17 protein-coding genes are annotated in these 17,487 nt (G+C 34.8%); 13 read left to right on the forward strand and 4 right to left on the reverse strand.

Features of this window, described 5'->3' with window-relative positions; genetic code table 11:
- The first annotated feature begins 20 nt into the window (after nucleotides 1-20).
- Genes fliD through HO345_RS06105 form a run of 6 tightly spaced genes read left to right on the forward strand, consistent with a single transcriptional unit; the run spans nucleotide 21 to nucleotide 5,125 of the window.
- Nucleotides 21-1,985 carry a flagellar filament capping protein FliD gene (gene fliD / locus HO345_RS06080; protein WP_253684497.1) on the forward strand — a complete coding sequence of 655 codons (1,965 nt, stop codon included), beginning with the start codon at nucleotides 21-23 and terminating at the stop codon, nucleotides 1,983-1,985.
- Complete coding sequence (locus HO345_RS06085; protein WP_010697273.1) at nucleotides 1,985-2,587, forward strand: DUF8042 domain-containing protein; 603 nt, start codon at nucleotides 1,985-1,987, stop codon at nucleotides 2,585-2,587. Before fliD ends, HO345_RS06085 begins: the two co-directional genes overlap by 1 nt.
- Before the next feature lie 4 nt (nucleotides 2,588-2,591).
- Complete coding sequence (locus tag HO345_RS06090) at nucleotides 2,592-2,852, forward strand: hypothetical protein (RefSeq protein ID WP_010697272.1); 261 nt, start codon at nucleotides 2,592-2,594, stop codon at nucleotides 2,850-2,852.
- Nucleotides 2,852-3,283 carry a tRNA (adenosine(37)-N6)-threonylcarbamoyltransferase complex ATPase subunit type 1 TsaE gene (gene tsaE / locus HO345_RS06095; RefSeq protein WP_010697271.1) on the forward strand — a complete coding sequence of 144 codons (432 nt, stop codon included), beginning with the start codon at nucleotides 2,852-2,854 and terminating at the stop codon, nucleotides 3,281-3,283. The genes HO345_RS06090 and tsaE overlap by 1 nt, the downstream gene beginning before the upstream one ends.
- A complete protein-coding gene (gene tsaB, locus HO345_RS06100) occupies nucleotides 3,280-3,936 on the forward strand; it encodes a tRNA (adenosine(37)-N6)-threonylcarbamoyltransferase complex dimerization subunit type 1 TsaB (protein ID WP_253684498.1) in 657 nt (218 codons plus the stop codon). The genes tsaE and tsaB overlap by 4 nt, the downstream gene beginning before the upstream one ends.
- A gap of 28 nt (nucleotides 3,937-3,964) precedes the next feature.
- A complete protein-coding gene (locus HO345_RS06105; protein ID WP_010697269.1) occupies nucleotides 3,965-5,125 on the forward strand; it encodes an HD-GYP domain-containing protein in 1,161 nt (386 codons plus the stop codon).
- Nucleotides 5,126-5,128: 3 nt separating this feature from the next.
- Here HO345_RS06105 and hemW read toward each other — a convergent pair whose 3' ends face one another.
- Nucleotides 5,129-6,316, reverse strand: coding sequence for a radical SAM family heme chaperone HemW (gene hemW / locus HO345_RS06110; protein WP_253684499.1), 1,188 nt, complete (start codon nucleotides 6,314-6,316; stop codon nucleotides 5,129-5,131).
- Nucleotides 6,316-7,017, reverse strand: coding sequence for a signal peptidase I (gene lepB, locus HO345_RS06115; protein WP_253684500.1), 702 nt, complete (start codon nucleotides 7,015-7,017; stop codon nucleotides 6,316-6,318). The genes hemW and lepB overlap by 1 nt, the downstream gene beginning before the upstream one ends.
- A gap of 73 nt (nucleotides 7,018-7,090) precedes the next feature.
- Here lepB and smpB point away from each other — a divergent pair, with 73 nt between their 5' ends.
- Nucleotides 7,091-7,555 (forward strand): SsrA-binding protein SmpB, encoded by a 465-nt coding sequence (gene smpB, locus HO345_RS06120; protein WP_253684501.1) that lies wholly within the window; start codon nucleotides 7,091-7,093, stop codon nucleotides 7,553-7,555.
- A complete protein-coding gene (locus HO345_RS06125) occupies nucleotides 7,555-8,421 on the forward strand; it encodes a TP0183 family DNA metabolism protein (RefSeq protein WP_253684502.1) in 867 nt (288 codons plus the stop codon). The genes smpB and HO345_RS06125 overlap by 1 nt, the downstream gene beginning before the upstream one ends.
- Here the strand turns inward: HO345_RS06125 and HO345_RS06130 are convergent.
- Both HO345_RS06130 and HO345_RS06135 read right to left on the reverse strand, forming a co-directional pair.
- Nucleotides 8,418-8,972 (reverse strand): L-threonylcarbamoyladenylate synthase, encoded by a 555-nt coding sequence (locus HO345_RS06130; RefSeq protein WP_010697264.1) that lies wholly within the window; start codon nucleotides 8,970-8,972, stop codon nucleotides 8,418-8,420. The genes HO345_RS06125 and HO345_RS06130 overlap by 4 nt on opposite strands.
- Nucleotides 8,947-9,396 carry a septum formation initiator family protein gene (locus tag HO345_RS06135; RefSeq protein ID WP_010697263.1) on the reverse strand — a complete coding sequence of 150 codons (450 nt, stop codon included), beginning with the start codon at nucleotides 9,394-9,396 and terminating at the stop codon, nucleotides 8,947-8,949. The genes HO345_RS06130 and HO345_RS06135 overlap by 26 nt, the downstream gene beginning before the upstream one ends.
- Before the next feature lie 137 nt (nucleotides 9,397-9,533).
- Here HO345_RS06135 and HO345_RS06140 point away from each other — a divergent pair, with 137 nt between their 5' ends.
- Genes HO345_RS06140 through HO345_RS06160 form a run of 5 tightly spaced genes read left to right on the forward strand, consistent with a single transcriptional unit; the run spans nucleotide 9,534 to nucleotide 17,481 of the window.
- The gene (locus HO345_RS06140; protein WP_253684503.1) at nucleotides 9,534-12,083 is read left to right on the forward strand and encodes a midas domain-containing protein; all 2,550 of its coding nucleotides are present in this window, start codon (nucleotides 9,534-9,536) and stop codon (nucleotides 12,081-12,083) included.
- Entirely contained in the window at nucleotides 12,083-13,018 is a 936-nt protein-coding gene (locus HO345_RS06145; protein WP_253684504.1) for a hypothetical protein, read from the forward strand. The genes HO345_RS06140 and HO345_RS06145 overlap by 1 nt, the downstream gene beginning before the upstream one ends.
- Nucleotides 13,002-14,531: a 6-hydroxymethylpterin diphosphokinase MptE-like protein gene (locus HO345_RS06150; protein WP_253684505.1), complete on the forward strand. Its 1,530-nt coding sequence runs from the start codon at nucleotides 13,002-13,004 to the stop codon at nucleotides 14,529-14,531. Before HO345_RS06145 ends, HO345_RS06150 begins: the two co-directional genes overlap by 17 nt.
- A complete protein-coding gene (locus tag HO345_RS06155) occupies nucleotides 14,528-16,051 on the forward strand; it encodes a motility associated factor glycosyltransferase family protein (RefSeq protein ID WP_253684506.1) in 1,524 nt (507 codons plus the stop codon). The genes HO345_RS06150 and HO345_RS06155 overlap by 4 nt, the downstream gene beginning before the upstream one ends.
- Nucleotides 16,051-17,481 carry a diguanylate cyclase domain-containing protein gene (locus tag HO345_RS06160; RefSeq protein ID WP_253684507.1) on the forward strand — a complete coding sequence of 477 codons (1,431 nt, stop codon included), beginning with the start codon at nucleotides 16,051-16,053 and terminating at the stop codon, nucleotides 17,479-17,481. Before HO345_RS06155 ends, HO345_RS06160 begins: the two co-directional genes overlap by 1 nt.
- Nucleotides 17,482-17,487: the final 6 nt, after the last annotated feature.

The following is a 17,487-nucleotide window of genomic DNA, read 5'->3' on the forward strand; positions in this document are numbered from 1 at the left end:
AAAAAAAATTAGGGGTTTAAATGTCCGATTTAAGTATACCGGGAGTCAATAGTACATACGAAAAGCTTGTTGAAGCTTTGATGAAAAAGGAAAGAATTCCTCGCGACAGAGAAGCCGAAAAACTCGAGCGTCTAAAATTGCAGGATGATTCCTGGAGACAAGTTAATAAATTTTCTCTTGAAGTACGGAATGCTGCAAGAGATCTATATTCTTTTAATAATCCCTTTGTAGAAAAAATAGCAGAATCCTCAAATGAAAGATCCTTTACCGCAACAGCTTCCAGAGGAGCCAAGGATCAAAACGTAAAGCTTAATATAGTTCAAGTTGCAGAAGCCGATAAATTTTTAAGCACTGAAATCAATAACGACCTTCAAATAAAAAAAGGAAAGTATACATTTAAAATAGGAGAAAAAACCATATCCGTAAACTGGAAGGGCGGAAAATATAAGGGTTTTATAGACCTTGTAAACTCCAAAGCAAAAGAAATTTTAAATATAAGCGAAATAAAAATAACCCCGGACACAAAGTCCTTACTCTTTTCATCCAATATAACAGGAGCAAAAAACAGATTGGAGTTTGCAGATGATGCCCTGCCCCTTGCCATTGAAATGGGGCTTATCAAAAAAAATGATACATCTGCCATAAAAACTTCAGTTTCCTCCATCGAAACTAAACCTGAAACCTCTCAAAAAATAGATTTTTCCGAAGCTGTAAGAGCCAAGGGGCAATATGTCATGGAGCTTACAGTTTCAATTAAGGAACCGTCAAAAGAAGCCGTAAAAAAAGAAGAACCGGGCGAAAAAATTTATGAGCAAATCGGCTCAATAGCATACAGAGGTATTGTGGTACAAAATGAACCTTCAAATGACGGCCTTGAAAAAACTAAAATAGAACCTAATAAAGTATCAGGTCCAAAGGTTGATATGAATATTTTAGCCTTAGAATCAACAAGAGGAGTACTTATTCCCCTGCCCCCTCTTTCGGAAAATGCCGAAACCCAGACAATTACGATTCCCTTGGCCGAATACGGAGACGTAAAGGCTCTTACAATAAACAATAATAATTCCGAAAAGGCTGTTTTTATCGAAAATATTAAAATATTTGATCCTAAGGCGGCCGGAGACTATGTTCCTGTAAACCCTGTTTCAACAGCACAGGATGCCATAATCAATTTTGAGGGCATTCAAATTAAAAGAGAAAAAAACGATATTGACGATTTAGTGCCTAACGTAACCATTCATGCTCATGAGTCTTCGGAAAAGCAGGAAAAACTTACCATAAAACCGGATGTAGAAGCCGTCAAAAATGCGATTATTGAATTGGTAGCCAAATATAATCGTGTTTTTGCTCAAATAAACATACTAACACAAAATAAGCCCGAAATCATAGAAGAGCTGACATATCTTTCAGAATCCGAAATTGAAGATGCTCAAAAAAAATTGGGGCTTATGTATGCTGATTCTACTCTAATAACATTAAAATCCAATTTAAGACAAACAATAAATACCGCCTATAAGCCTGCAAATGATTCCAAAATCTTTATGCTCGCTCAACTTGGTATTTCCACAAAATCCGATTCTTCGGGCGGCATAGACATGTCGCGCCTTCGCGGATATCTTGAAATCGACGAAAAAAAACTTGATGAAGCCTTAAAAAACAATATGGAAGAGGTAAAACTTTTTTTCGGTTTTGATTCTGACGGAGATATTTTAATAGATTCAGGCCTTGCCCATGCAATGTATGAATACATTAACCCTTACACACAAAGGGGCGGCATTTTCGGCGTAAAAACCGACTCTTTAAAAATAAAGATGGATTCTTCCAAAAAAAGAATAGAAAACTATGACAAAAAACTTGCCGAAAAAGAACTGGCGCTTAAAAAGAAATACGGAATAATGGACGGAACTTTAAAAAGTTTACAAAAACAATCCCAGACGATGAAGAATTTTACGGATTCTCTTAAAAAAAGTAATAAGGATGAATAATGAATATAAAATTAAACGGACAAGAAATTAAATTAAAATTGGAAAACGAAATCACAATAGGTGATGTTCTTGGGAATATAGAACAAGAATGCCGAAATCATAAAAGCACTATAACTCAAGTCATAGTGAACGGAAAAGAATTAACTTTAAAGGAACTTGATGAGCTTTTTCAGGATCCTCATCAAATGGAAATAAATATTGAGCTGTTTACAACAAGCGGAGAGGATATAAGGATACTCTTAAAAGGACTTGGTGATGAATTTATAAAAAATTCGGAAGAAATTGAAAAAATTCCTATTAAGGTTCAAACAGGAAGCGATGTCGAAATTATAAAAACGATTGAAACATTCTCTATTAATCTGGCAAAACTCTATGAAACAGCTAAACTGTTTGATATTGCAGAGATTAATGAAGATCTAAAGTTAGGAGAGATGACCATCAGCGAATACCAAAGAGAAATATCTTCTAATTTGGATGCTATTATTAATGCAATCGAAGATACCGATACGGTAGAAATTTCGGATATTGCAGAATACGAATTGGCACCGCTTGTAAAAAAGCTGGGAAATGGTTTATTATCAATAAAAACAGGCGGAGAATAAAAAAATGATTGTTTCTGAAATAAAAAATATCGAAAAAGAAGATACACATATATATTACAGACAAAAATATATCGGAACAGCAATATATACAATATTGGGTAAAGAACAAAACGGAAAGGTAGAATTTTTTGTAGAACATAAACCGACGGGCGAAACCGAAATACAGGTACAGATGATAGACAAAATAGACTATCCTGTTTTACAGATCATGATGGAATTAAAAGCCTGCGTCCGCCGTTTAATCGAAACAAGGAAATTACCGTAATGGAATTTACAGTAAAAACCGAAGAAGATACTATTAATTTCGGAAAAAAAATAGGAGAAAAATTAAAAAAAGGAGATGTACTAGCCCTTGACGGTTCTTTAGCAGCAGGAAAAACCTATCTGACAAAGGGTATTGCCCAAGGCTTGGATATTGAAGAAGATATTACAAGCCCTACTTTTACCCTAATATCGGAATACTCAGGCCGTTTACATCTATATCATATGGATGTATACAGACTTGAAGGAGTTGAGGATTTTTTGGACCTTGGTACTGAAGAAATGTTATATGGAGATGGAGTTTGCGTGATTGAATGGAGTAAAAAGGTAAAACAAGCATTACCCAAAAACACTATTTATATCGACATAATGGTAAATGATGATAATTCCAGAAAAATTATCATCAATAACGAAGACTTTTGTGAGGCTTTATGAACATAATTTGTATCGATACAAGTTTTTCCTCTGTTGCAATAACGGCTCAAGGAAATAACGGTACGGTTACATCCGTTTTTACGCCGGCTAAAGCCAGACATTCTGCCATCCTGATTCCTGCAATAGAAGCCGCCCTAAAACAGGCAGGTTTTTCTATAAACGAAACAGATGTTTTAGTATGTCCTCAGGGACCTGGAGGTTTTACCGGTTTAAGGCTTGCTTACTCAACAGCAAAAGCGATTCAGCTGCAAACTAATGCTCGGTTTTTTTGTGTTTCTATTTTGGAGGCTTTTTGTTCTAAATATGGCAATAAAAATCAATTTTTATCGGTTATTGATGCAAAAAGAGACTGCTTTTATGTACAGGCATTTGAAAACAAAAAGCCGATCTCGGAAGCTCTTGATATAAGTGCTGAAGATGCACTTAAACTGATTGATAAAAACAAAAAAACTATTATTTGCGGCTATGGGACTGACAAATTTAGTAAAGAAGCCGGAGCAGCTATTGAGTCACATAATATTACCTTGATAGAAGCAGACAAAGACACATTTTCAAAAACTTTACTTGATTGTTTTCTTACAAACAAAAATTGTAAAAAAGTTGAAGATCATGAGGGCCCTGTATATATAAGGAAGAGCGATGCAGAGCATTAGGTATTTGAAATTATAAGGATTTTAGCCTATGAAAAAAAGAAAAAACAAAAATAAATCTAAAATAAAGATTAATGAAAAAGACTTTCTAACCCTCGATGAAATAGAAATGCTTGATGAAATAGAAGAGGAATTAGAAGAAATGCAGGAAAACCTTTATCAAGACGATCAAGACAGTCCTATAAATTTTAAAAATACTGAAATTAAAACTGAGGTTTTAAAAACAGCTGTAGACTTACTTGCTACACCTACTGTTTGCTCAATGCTTTTGGATAAAAATTTTTTGATATTATACATAAGCGATGCTGTAAACCATCTTTTTGAAGGTTATCACAATATAGAAAAAAAACCGTTTTTTAATATATTCGGCAGCACTCTTGAAAAATCCGCCCTCGACGACCTTTTAGCAAAATTAAAAAGCCCTAATAGAGGCTACTCATGGTCAGGAGTTTTAAGGCATAAGACAAGATACCGTAAAACTATGTATACAAAAACAAACATATTCCCTTTATTTGATAATAATACTCTCAACGGATACTGGGTTATGTTTGAAGATATAAGCAATTCTTATTTAAGTCAGTATAAGGGTATGATGGAAAGTCTCTTAAATGCATCAAAATTAAAAGATAACGATACGGGCTTTCATAATGAAAGACTTAATTATTATTCAAAAACTCTTGCAGAAGCCTTGTTTAAGGAGAATTTATTTCCTCAAATAGATGCAGATTTTATAGATAATATTTCTTCTCTTGCAGCCATCCACGATATAGGAAAAATAGGAACTCCCGATTATATTCTACAAAAAAAAGGGGCGCTTAATGATGTAGAATGGGCAGTTATGAGAGAACATACTATTAACGGAACTCTTATCCTTGCAAACTATCCTATTCATATGGCAAAAGAAATTACTCTTAGCCATCATGAGCGCTGGGACGGAAAAGGCTATCCTTATAAGCTTGCAGGTGAAATGATTCCCTTATCGGCACGTATAGTGGCTATAGCCGATGTTTACGATGCGCTTAGAATGAGAAGATCCTATAAAGAAGAAATATCTCATAAAGAAAGTATCGAGCATATTATAAATGGAGCAGGATCCCATTTTGACCCTACCATAATTGAAGTCTTCAAAACCATAGATAAAGAATTTAGTTATATATGGGAACAAAATAAGGACCAAAATCAGGCCGTATAAATTTTAAAACAGCATATCAATTTCTTGAAATAGTTCCTGTAAAAATAAATTCAAGTAAAGAAATCCTCTTTCTGTTAAATAAAATCTTTTTTCCGTCAAAACGGCCTCGTTTCTATCCAGCCATTTTGAAATGGTTTTTCCTGCAAATACCGAAATATCCTTACCAAACCTCGATTTAAAAAAAGACCTGTCAATTCCCTCGGTAAGTCTTAAGCCCATCATAAAAGCTTCTTCAATAAATTCTTTTTCTCCTATGGTTTCGTACTCATACACCTCATCCCTATTGTTCAAGGTCATCCATTTTTCTATATTTTTAATTGCTGAAAATCTCAATGCTTTAGCATGTACACCACAAGCATTTGCCTGAGCAGGTAAAACTTCTTTATCAAAAAAAATTGAACCGAAAGCTCCCGGACCTACCCCTATATAGTCTTGCAATCTCCAATATTTCTCATTATGTATACTTTTGTATAAGTTTTTGTATGAAAAATTAGACACTTCATACTTATTATAGCTATTTTTCTCCAAAATATCCTTACCATAGCTCCATAAGTCGGCTATGTCATCATCTTTTTCAGGCGTTAAATTTGTATTTGAACAGAGGGCGTATAGTGAAAAATGCTCCGGTCTAAAATGTAATAAGGTTTGGATATCATCTTTTAAAATGCTTAAGGTCTGCTTATTTAGTCCTGCAATTAGATCACAAGAAAGGTTTAGACCTTTTTGGCTGCGTAAAAGCTCAAGGGCCGAAAGGCTCATTTTTCTACATCCCCTCCTCTTACAGGCACTTAAAACCTCATCATTAAGAGATTGAATTCCTACAGAAAACCTATTAATTCCTCCGCTAACTGCAGCGGATAAAAATTCTTTAGTTAAATCTTCGGGATTAATTTCGACGGTAAATTCTCTATGAGGATTTTTTTGAGCAGCAGGTATTTGAGATGAAAGAAAGTAGATGTCTTCGGGGGATAGAAGAGACGGTGTTCCGCCTCCTATATAGACGGTATCCCATTCGTTTATGGAATACTTATCCGCTTGTATTTTTATATCTTCAGCCAATCTTAAAATGAATGGACTTAAATGACCTGATAAGATGTTCTTAAACCGGCCGGCACGAACCGAAAAAAAATCGCAATAATTACATTTTTGGAGACAAAAAGGTATGTGTATATAAAGGCCGGCCTTTTTCATTAATAGGATTTAAATTCTTTAAACGGCCAATACTTTAGGATAATTTTGCCGCATATTTTTTTATCCCCTTCAACAGCTCCCCAAAGACGGGAATCATCAGTGATTATCCTATTATCGCATAATACAAAATATTCGCCTTCTTTTAGAACCGTCTCCGGATATGATCCCGAAAAAGGTAAGGATGAATCCCAATGAGCCGGCAGATCCTTAATTTCAATATCATAATTTTTTTGAGCCAATTCAAATTCGGTCAAAAAATGACTTGAATTCTTGGTTTTTATATGCAATACAAAATTTTCCATATACAGGGTATCTCCGGGCAAGCCTACAATTCTTCGTATGGAATAAGAGTCTTCACTCTGCAAATCAAAGGGCCTTACAAGCTGAAATGTAAAAAAGCCCGCAAGGGTATTTACAGCCGATTTAAAAAAAGACTTATTTTGCGATAATGTATCATCTATGACAACCAAGTCACCGCGTTTAGCTGAAACCGGAGTATAGATAGGAGTCACTAAAATCATATCTCCTATAGAAATTTCAGGAAGCATAGTGTCGGTCTGTAATCTATAAGTTTTTAACAAATATGATGTTATGAGTATATATGAAAAAAAGGCAAAAAGCACTAAAAAAATAATAAACAAAACCTTGTTTCGGTATTCCTTCTTTGCCGTATATGAAAAATTTCGATATTTTGCAGTCATTATTAGTCCTCAAGGCATAATATCATTTTCCGCTGTCGTTGACAAGTGTCTAATCTATGAATATAATGTGCATATGGAGAAAACACCTGTAAAAATCATAGCAAAAAACAAAAAGGCTTTTTTTAATTATACCGTTGAAGAAAAAATAGAATGCGGCCTAGTCTTAAAGGGTACGGAAGTCAAATCTCTCAGAGAAGGAAGGATATCTTTTCCCGATGCCTTTGCCGAAATTAAAGATAATGAAGTATGGGTTAAAAATTTTCATATTTCGGAGTATATTTACTCTTCCGTCTTTAATCATGATCCGGAAAGACCTAAAAAACTCCTTTTAAAAAAGGATGAAATAAAAAGATTAAAACGAAAGGTTGAGGAAAAAGGTTATACCCTTGTCCCCTTGGAATTTTACTTTAAAAACGGTATCGTTAAGGTACTCTTAGGTGTTTGTAAGGGTAAAAAGACCTTTGATAAACGTGCAGACATAAAAGATAGAGACATAAAAAGAGATATGCAAAGGGAAATAAAAGTAAGGGGTAAATAATGAAGATAAAAAAGTCTTACGGATTTGTAATATTTTTGCTTTTAATGATGTCTATACCGATTGTCAGATCCGGAAGCATGTTGTATGCATCTCCTACTGTAGGTGTTTTTAAACTTGAATCTAAAAATATAACTGAACAAACAACAGCAACAATCAGTAATGCTATTTTCAGCTTTGTAAAAGAATTAAAAAAATACGATATTGTAGATATGCGCTCTACTCCTGTTACCGAAACCGATGCTCAACAGCGCTTCGATTATGTTTTTGCAGGTAAAATCACAGGACTGGAAAACGGTATACAGCTTGAACTCATGTTGAAAAATTCGTCGGATAAGATCACAAGGCGGATATCTAAAATTTATCAAAGCGTTAATTTAATCCTATTGGATTCGCGGGTCCTTGTATCGGATATTTTTGATAAGTCGGTTAATTTATCGGTTACCTATAATTTGGAGGACTCAGATCCTAGGAATGATTCAGATGTAGAAGAGGTAAAAAATATCGACATACTTTCAGGCTCATGGCATGGAGAAGAAGGGCTTGAAAGAGTTGAACTTATGAGAGGAGGAAGGGGAATAGCCCTCCTTTCGAGCGGAATAACTATTTTACTTCAAGTAAGAGTACATGAAGGTTATTTAACAATAAGTCAGTCGGGAAAGCCCATGCCAAGACAATTTATCAATTTACCTGATGAAATAGCCAAAAAAGCTGCAGAGATGGGAAAAACCCCCTCATGGAAGTTTCTGGTTTCTACCGACAATAAGATTTTAGTCGGAGAAAAAACAGATATCGAAATAGTCTATCACGGAAATACCCTTGTTTCGGTAAATGAAGTTATAAAAAAAGTACGCTGGATAAAAAACTAAAAACTTATTTTTAAGGCACCCTGCCTGATTATACAAGGCTCCTTATCGGTTAAGCTTACAATCGTGGACGATAAGCCTTTTTGCTCTCCTCCGTCAACTATCAACGAAACCTTATCTTCAAACTCGCTTATTATATCCCTAATATCACTTAAAACAGGCTCTCCCGAATAGTTTACACTTGTAGAATAAATCGGAAAACCGGTCTTTCCTATTAAATTTCTAAGCCAGATATCATCAGGGCATCTAAAAGCCGAGGTTCCCCTGCCCTCCTTATCCCTTACTATTATGCTCAAAGGAGCCGGCCATAGCTTTAATAAGATTTCAGGAATAGGAGTATCCGTATATTTATAAATATCTTGAGGTTTTTCAATGAGACTGATAAAACTCTTTTCAGCCCCTCTTTTTTTGATTTTAATGATTTTTTCTTTTGTAAAAGGCATTATACCCGAAAAACCGTAAACGGTATCGGTAGGAACTATTATAATTTCGCCTTTTTTTAAGACAGAAGCTGCTATTTCTAAAGATTTAGGATCTTTTTTTAAAATAACCATCTTTTCTTACCGCCAACATCTGAAAAATGATAACAATTATACCTAAAGATGCAGCTATTGTTTTGCATATGTAATCTGAAAGAAAATACGGAGTTTCAATTTTTAAGATTGTTCCCGGATTTAAGCTCTTTCCAAATCCGGAATTAAAGTTCACAAGTTTAATTATTCCCTCATTATCATATATATAACCCAGTTCATGGGCATAAATAGCAATTGTTTCAGGATCATAGGTTAAATTTCTTATCAGACTGTCTAAATCTTCTCCGGTTTGCCTAAGAGAACGGACATGGTTTACAAGAATATCCCTCTGACCTTCTATAAAATGCTGCGCATATATTCCCTTAGGACCTAAAAACACGGTCAAAACAGTGTAAGCAAAAACAGTAATAAAAATGGGAATAAGCACTTTAAAATAGATTTTCATAGTCTAAATATATAACGGCATTTTATGTTTTTTTCTTGAATTTTTTGACAATTTATTTAGACTAAATAATTTAGGTTATTTACAAATTCTGTCGATATATAGTATAATTATAGATATAAGTTATACGGGAGAATAGCATGGCATTAGATTTTAACAAAATTGAAGAACCGGATGATTCGGTTTTTCCGGTAAAACTTGAAGATGATTCAAATCTCGATATGTATGGTGTATGGGTCAAAAAAAGACCCGAACATAAGGACAGTTATGAAAGTGTGTCGCCTGTAGAAAATGAAAATGCTGAGGCTCCTTTTGAAAATGATATATTGGAATTCGACGACCATGATATTATAAATTTAGATAATCCGGATGAGCCATTAGAGTTTGAAGAATTAACAACATTGAATAATTTTGAAACTATAAAAAATGAAGATAGCAATAAAACTGAAGAACATCTTGAAAATGTAAGTATCACTTCTGAGGATGATATTTATGGAGATGAATTCGATATTTTTGATGAAGCTGATGCCGTAGTAATTGATGAAGAAGAAAAGGATGATTTCGATATTGATCTTGATGTAATGCCTAAAGCTGAAAAAGAAACAACATCCGATACAAATGAATTTGAAACTCTTGATTTGGATGACTTCCTAAGCGATTCTGAAGCCATTGAATCAACCGACAAAAATGAGGATAAAAACGAAGACGGAAGCCTTGAGCCGGATAACAATATAAAACTGGATCTTTCTTTTGACGAAGACTATTTGGAAACAAAGGAAAGCGATGCTATAGATTTTGAAGGAAACGAAAGCTTTGAAATAACCTCAGATGAACCTGAGGCAAGTGAAAGCACAGCAGAAAACAAAACTTCAGATATTGAAAATTTACCTGAAAGGAAAATCGACGATATTTCCGACTTTGATGAAATTTTCGACGAGCTCGAAGTTAATGATGAAAGTAATGCAGAAGACGTAGAAGAACTATCGGATGAAATTCCTCTTAATATTACCATAGATGAATACTCGGATATAAGCTCTATCGCAGGTAAAACTATGGGCGGCGATGATGACTTAGAAGATGTCGAAATATTCAGCGACATTTCCGAATTTGAAGAAGCGGAAAATGTTGAAAATACTGAAGAAGAAAAAAAAGAAGATGACGGTTTGGTTATAGAGAGCACCATAATAGAAGCAGGTAATATAGACGAAATCCGAAAAGAAAATCAAAAAATTATGGCTGACTCTTCTACGGCAGATGAAGAAAAAACAGAAGAAGCTGAAACAATAGATGATTTTGACTCAATGTTGGACAGCGTTATGGGAGAATCGACGGAGACGGAAAATATAGTTGAAGAAAACGGCAATATGTTTTTTGACGATATTGAAGCCCTTGAAAACGATCTTTTAGACTCCGGAAGCCAAGAAATACCGGAAGAATTTAGGGAAGACATTTCAGTGATTCAGTCACACAAAAAAAATGACGGGGTAGAAACGGCAGCACCACAATCCAATGTTCTTGCAAACGATAAGGCTACCGAAATCTTAACTCAAATTGCAAGCGAATTAGTAAGCATCAAAAATGAACTTGCAAATATGAAATTTGAAATGGCCCAAACACAACAAAAATTGGAAGACTCAAACATCTCAACACCTCAAGAAAATACTATAACAGACAGCATTTTAAATGATGTAGCTGAGAGCGATAAAACAGGATTCTTTAATGATGATGACGGAGATGAAACAATCGCCCTTACAGGTGATGAGCTTAATAATATATTGATAACGGCCGATTTCACGGAAGAAAACACGGAAAAAGATTACGAAATTCCTGAAACATTGGATGAAATCGATGGGGCTTTCCTCGATGATGATAACCTTGAGAAAGATACTAAGGATGAACCCGAAGTTTTTGCCGATAATGACCTATTAAACGCTTTAGAGCCTGAGCATATCAATGACCTAACTGAGGACATAAGCTATCTTGACGAAGATGTAGAGCTCAACGTTAAAGATGAACCGGATGAAAAAATCGAGGAGATTGAAATAGAAGATTTCCTTTCCGATGATATACCGGAAGAACCAGCTTTAGAAGATCATAACTTGGAAGATCATAACTTGGATGAATCCGCTGCCGATGATGGCGGAATTCTTGATGACTTTGATATGACTATAACAGAGCTTGAGCTGCCTGATGGACAAAGTATTCCGCTGGGCGATGAATACAGCGGCTTTGAAGCTATTACGGAAAATATTGAAGAAGGCCATGACGAAGCTGCGGACTTTGAACCGGAATCTGAAGAAACGGTAAAACAAGATATTAAAAAATCTGATGACATTAGTTGGGAGGACAATTCCTTATCTACTGCAACCTATGAAACGGATATTATTTCAAAGTCGGAAGATATTCCTGAAATAATAAGTGAAAACCATGAAGATGCAGTTTTTTCACCGGAAGAACTTGATCAAGCCGCTAAAGATATTCCAAGGCTTGAACTTGATGAGAGTGCGGCAGAAGAACAAAAAGTACAGACCGAAACCTTGCCGATTCATTTAAAAGACGAAATCAAGTCTGTTTTAACATATATGGATCAGCTCTTAGAAAGTTTACCTGAAGAAAAAATTGAAGAGTTTGCAAAGTCGGAATACTTTGATACTTATAAACGGCTTTTTGATGAGCTGGGGATATCCTAATGGGATTGAGGCAGAAGGCGGAGGCTGTAAGCATAAAAGCTTATCAGCCTTCACAAGCACCGACTGAAAGGCCTCATTCACCTTTTTTTGATGCAAAAGACAATTTTCAAGCCCTGCTTAAAAATCTACACATTGAAAAGGGCGGTTTTTTGATAAAAACTAATGAAGATTTTTATAACCTCTGTTTTGCTGCAGGTGTGGATATAACTACTTTTCATAGGTGCATGATACCTTCAAACATTATAAAAGGGTTTGAAGTTAAACAAAATAACCGGTATTCTCTTACAAATAAGGATTTAAGCTCGATAAAGAATTTCTTTTCTTCTCAGGAGTATATAAGCATTACGGATCTTATTTTATATCCTGTTGAAGAAGCTAAAACTTTTTTATTTTTAATAAAATCACAAAAAGATGTTTATAGAGAAGCCTTTGATTTTGAAAAAGCAGATAAGCTTGTAAAAGAATTTTTACTCTGCTATGATCAATATAAACAGATTATAGAAACGGCAAGACCCGTGTACCCTTTTCAATATGGTACGGACACAATAATGCTTAAAATAAAATCGGCTCTAAACCTTCATAATACGGCCCATTTACTGACAATCAAATTTTTACATGTTTTTACCGATAGGGTAAAACTGCAAAGCGATTTAAATACTCTAGAATTTTATTATTCGATAATAAATAAAATTCTTAACCTAATAGGAAAATCCAATATGGCAATGTTAGGTATGGACAATTGCCTTTATGCGTCAATATTCTCATCGGAAACCATGCCTATGGATATTTATACACAAAAAATAACGGCAAGCTTATCCAAGATTTATGGAGAAGACATCTGTTCTAAAATCTTGATGGACTACACAGGAACCTCAAAAGATATAAACGAGATAAAAATTTTTTTTAAGGCCGTGATAAATGATAAAACAAGTTAAATTACACTCTTCATATAACCCTCAAAAAGAAGCCGAAAGGTTTTCCGATACACTACAGGGAAATCCTAAAATTATCGTTATTACGGAACCCGGAGAATCCTATCTTGCGTCAGCTTTACATAAAAAATTTCCTAAAACTAAATTGATGGCCATGAGGTATACGGACAATTATTTTTTGGAGTCGGATAAATTCTGGGACAAGGTTTGGAGACCGGCTTCAGGAAATCCGTCTTTTTTTTTGGTCAATAATATTCCGGATGAATTTTTATCGTCTACCTTGTTTTTGCCTTGGAAGCCGGCGGAAAATGTTTGGCCTGATTCGGCTTCTTGGGTATGGAAAGAAATATCCGAAGCCGTAAAAATAATACAGAGCCTGATAGCGACAAGAAGTTTTTTTGGAAAAAGATGGCTTAAAAATATGGGCGATAATTTTATCTTTACCGAAAATCCCGTCAAGCTCTATTTTTTGGGTGAAAAAAATATTGAAAATAAAAAGCCTTCTTTTTTTGCAGGGGCAGGCCCTAGTTTAGATGAGGTCTTGGATAATTATTCTAACAATATAAACGAAATGTTTAACATGGCTGCTGCTTCAGCCCTGCCGGCAGTCTTAAACCGAAATATAAAGCTTGATCTATGTATATCGACTGACGGGGGATTTTGGGCGGCAAATCATTTAAAGTACTTAAAGGATGAAAAATTTAAAGAGACTGCCCTAGCCTTCCCATTGGAAGCAAAAATTCCTTATCATATTCTAAAAAACAATAATTGTCTTTTTTTAAGCTACGGCTCAAGCCTTGAAACTCTTTTTTTTACAAGTTTAGGTATTACTCCAATTCCGGCAAAAAGAAACGGCACGGTGTCCGGCACGGCAATAGACCTTCTCTTAGACAAGACCGGAGGAAAAATCTTTATTGCAGGCTTGGATTTAAAGGAATCAAAGGGTTTTTCCCATTGTTCTCCACATGAAAGTCAAATACAAAAAGAAATTAAAGCAAACCGTTTAGATACGCTATCCAATTTTGCAGCTATATCGAATTTTGATCTGCGCTCCTTAAAGACTTACGAAAAATGGTTTAGCCGAATACCCGTGCCGCGGGCTGAGAGGCTTTTTAGGATAGGAAAAGGCCTTCCGCCTTTAGGGAATATAAAATCAATAGACGGAGAAGATTTTAAAGCTCAAGTAATAGCTCAAGAAAACACAAATAAAAAGAACATTCAGGTAAGACAACTAGAACACAAAACTCTAAAAGAAAAAAAAGGCCTGCTCTCAGAAATTTACCGAAATATAAAAGAGGAAATAAAAAACAAGACTTTTTTTGATAAAATAAAAATAAGTGCAAAAGAAAAAGAATTAAGCAGTCCTGAAAAAGAATTATGTGAATTTATTTCTTTTCAAAATTATATGACCTTTTTAAAAGAAAAAGATACTCCCAATGAAGCGGAAATTAAACTAAAACTTGAAGATGAAATAAGTTCCTTTTTAGAAAATCAAATTATAAGGCTTAAACCATGAATTTTTTTGACAAAAATATAGAAGCATTAAAAAAAATAAATTTAAAACTTGCCGAAGATATTATAAATTCCGATGATAAGTCGGATTACTCTTCCGATAAGGAAAGCTCTAAAACAGGACTTGACCTTCCTTTACTAAAAAACGGCAAACTCCTTCACTCAAAATATGATCCCTTAAAAGAAGCATCAAGATTTTTTACAGGGAACGAAAATTTTATTCTCTTTTGCGGATTAGGAGCAGGTATTCAAATAGACTTTTTTTTGAATAATTTTAACTCAAAATACTGTGCCCTAACCGAAGCAAGTTTTTCCAACTTTAAAAGCTTATTTAAAATAATAGATTTTTCACATCTTATTCTAAATAAGAACCTATCTTTTTTACCGCCATTTGAATCGGAAAACTTTGAAAAAGAATTTATCAATAGCTATATTCCGGCCATACACGGCAATTTTGAGATAAAAATTTTAAGACCTTGGGAAGACTTTTACAAGGAGAAAATCCCGACATTCGAAAAAAAAATTCAAGCCTCATTAGAAAAAATACAGGCAGATGTTTCAACTCAGGCAGCCTTCGGTAAAATCTGGATGAGGAATATTATGCAGAATTTAAAAACAGCTTCTCTAATAAGACCGTTTATTCCTAAAACGGATACAAGTAAAAAAGCCTATATTTTAGGAGCCGGGCCAAGCCTTGAATCCGCCTTGGAAAATATAAAAAAAAACAGGGACTCCATTGTTCTTTTTGCTTCAGATACGGCCTTTCCGGTTTTAATATCTGCCGGCATCGAAGCCGATTTTTTTGTTACGATGGACCCGCAAAATATTTCTTATGCTCATTGTTTTAAACCGTTTACAAAAAACACCGTAGGTATATTTGACCTTTGCTCAAACCCTATTCTTGCGAGGGAATTCTTAAAAAACGGCAACTCTTTTTTCTTTACAAAAAGTGCCCATCCCTTTGCTCAATATGCTTCCTTTTTTTCCCCCTTTCCTTATATGGAAACAGGAAGCGGGACTGTCGCCCTTGCGGCAAGATCGGCAGCCCTTTCCCTTGGATTTAAAGATTTGGAATTTTTAGGTCTTGACTTTGCTTATACCGACGGTAAGGCATACGCAGCCGGAACATATCTTTCAAAACAATTTGAAAAAACGTCTTTCAAAACTTCTCCTTTGGAAACAAAATTTTGTGACCTTATGTTTAGAACAGAAGTAAAAAAAACGGAAAAAAACGGAAAAATAACTTATACTACAGCTCTTTTAGACGGGTATAAAGCTTTTTTTAAAACCGCAATCGGCCTTAACGCCTCTTCTCCTGTATGGAAAAAAGAAGACTTTTCAATCTTTCCATATGAGGAATTTATAAGTCATCTAAAAACGCCGGCTTGTAAGGATAAGAAGATGCTGACAACGGCTCTTTTGCCTTATTTTGCATATTTAAGTAAAAGATTATCTAAAAATATCTCGAATTTTGCCGATGTAGAACTTGTACTATCTCAAATTCTGGAGTATACTGTAAGTTAATGAAAAAGATGTATATTGGCATATATGCCGCAATAGCTTTATTGATTATAGTAGGAACATTTTCATGGTTTGTATATGGGATTATAAAGGATTCCGATACCGGTGCGGAGGAAGCAAAATCCACATTTGCTTATTTTGCAAAACAGATTATAATCTCATCTGAAAAGGAAAACTTTGCCCAAAACGAATATAATCAAAGATTATATTCGCTTGCAGAAGAGCTGGAAATTAAAGCCTTTGTTATTTCCAAACCTTCTAAAAGTATTGTAATTTCTTGGCCCAAGGATTCCAACCTAATAAGCTATGATGAAGGCGGAAGTTTTTTTATAAAACCGGCATCCTTATTTATAAAAAATCATAGCGGAAAAATAAATGTAAAAACAATGAAAAGCTATGATACCGAGCTTATATTGACAGCCTCTATCCCGACATTAAAGGGGGCTGCAATCTATTTAAGAATCAGAAGTGCATTTTTTATAACATTAGCTGTAACAATTTTAACCGTAATCATAATTCTTTCTACAAGTCTTACTCATACTCAAGACAGAGTATATGCAGATATAAATAAAAGAGACTTTGAGGCCGATTTTAAAGACGATGGAGGCTTCTCCCCCAAAACATACGCTAAAGAAAATAAATATTATGAGCCTGAAGAGGAAGTCTATCCTCATGACTATACCGAAGCAAGGGAAGAAGATGAATCCCGTTTAAAACCAGTCGAAGATATTAAGGCCGGCAAAGATGAGGACATCTATGGCCTTGAAGATCTGGATAATTTAAAAATTACACAGCAATTTCCTTATGAGGCAGGCAAAGAGACCGCTCTAAAGGAAGAAAAAGGCATTGCCTATGTAAGTTCTGATTCGGAAGAGTATAATAATGTTAAAACATCGTCTTTCGGCACTGTAAATGCAGAAGCCATAGAAAAAGTTCGAGGCCTTTATTCCCCTATTACAGGAATAAGCTGGCAGGAATATCTGCCTGAATATCTGGAATCGGAACTCCGAAGAGCTGCATCATCCGAACAGGACATAGCCTTAGTTATTATGAAGCTTAAGGATTTTACTCTCGAAAGTCTAATAGGAAAAAAGATTGCAGCCCTTTTGATCGATTTTATAAAATTTAGGGATATGATTTTTGAATTCGATGAAAACGGATTCGCAGCTATTCTTCAAGACACCAACTTAGATGAAGCTATGAAAAAAGCGGAGGAAATATACAAAGGAACTAAGAGTATATTAAATGAATATGATATCTCTGAACCGGTTTCGATAGGTATCACAACAAGAACCTCCCGTCTTATTTCTTCCGGAAGAATGATTGAAGAAGCACAAGCAGCGGTAAACCGTGCCATAAATAATAATGAAGATCCAATAGTCGCTTTTAGGGTAAATCCTGAAAAATATAGGGAATTTATTTCGGATAATTAAGTCGGA

The organism is Treponema denticola, from assembly GCF_024181645.1.
In the GTDB taxonomy this organism is placed as follows: domain Bacteria; phylum Spirochaetota; class Spirochaetia; order Treponematales; family Treponemataceae; genus Treponema_B; species Treponema_B denticola_A.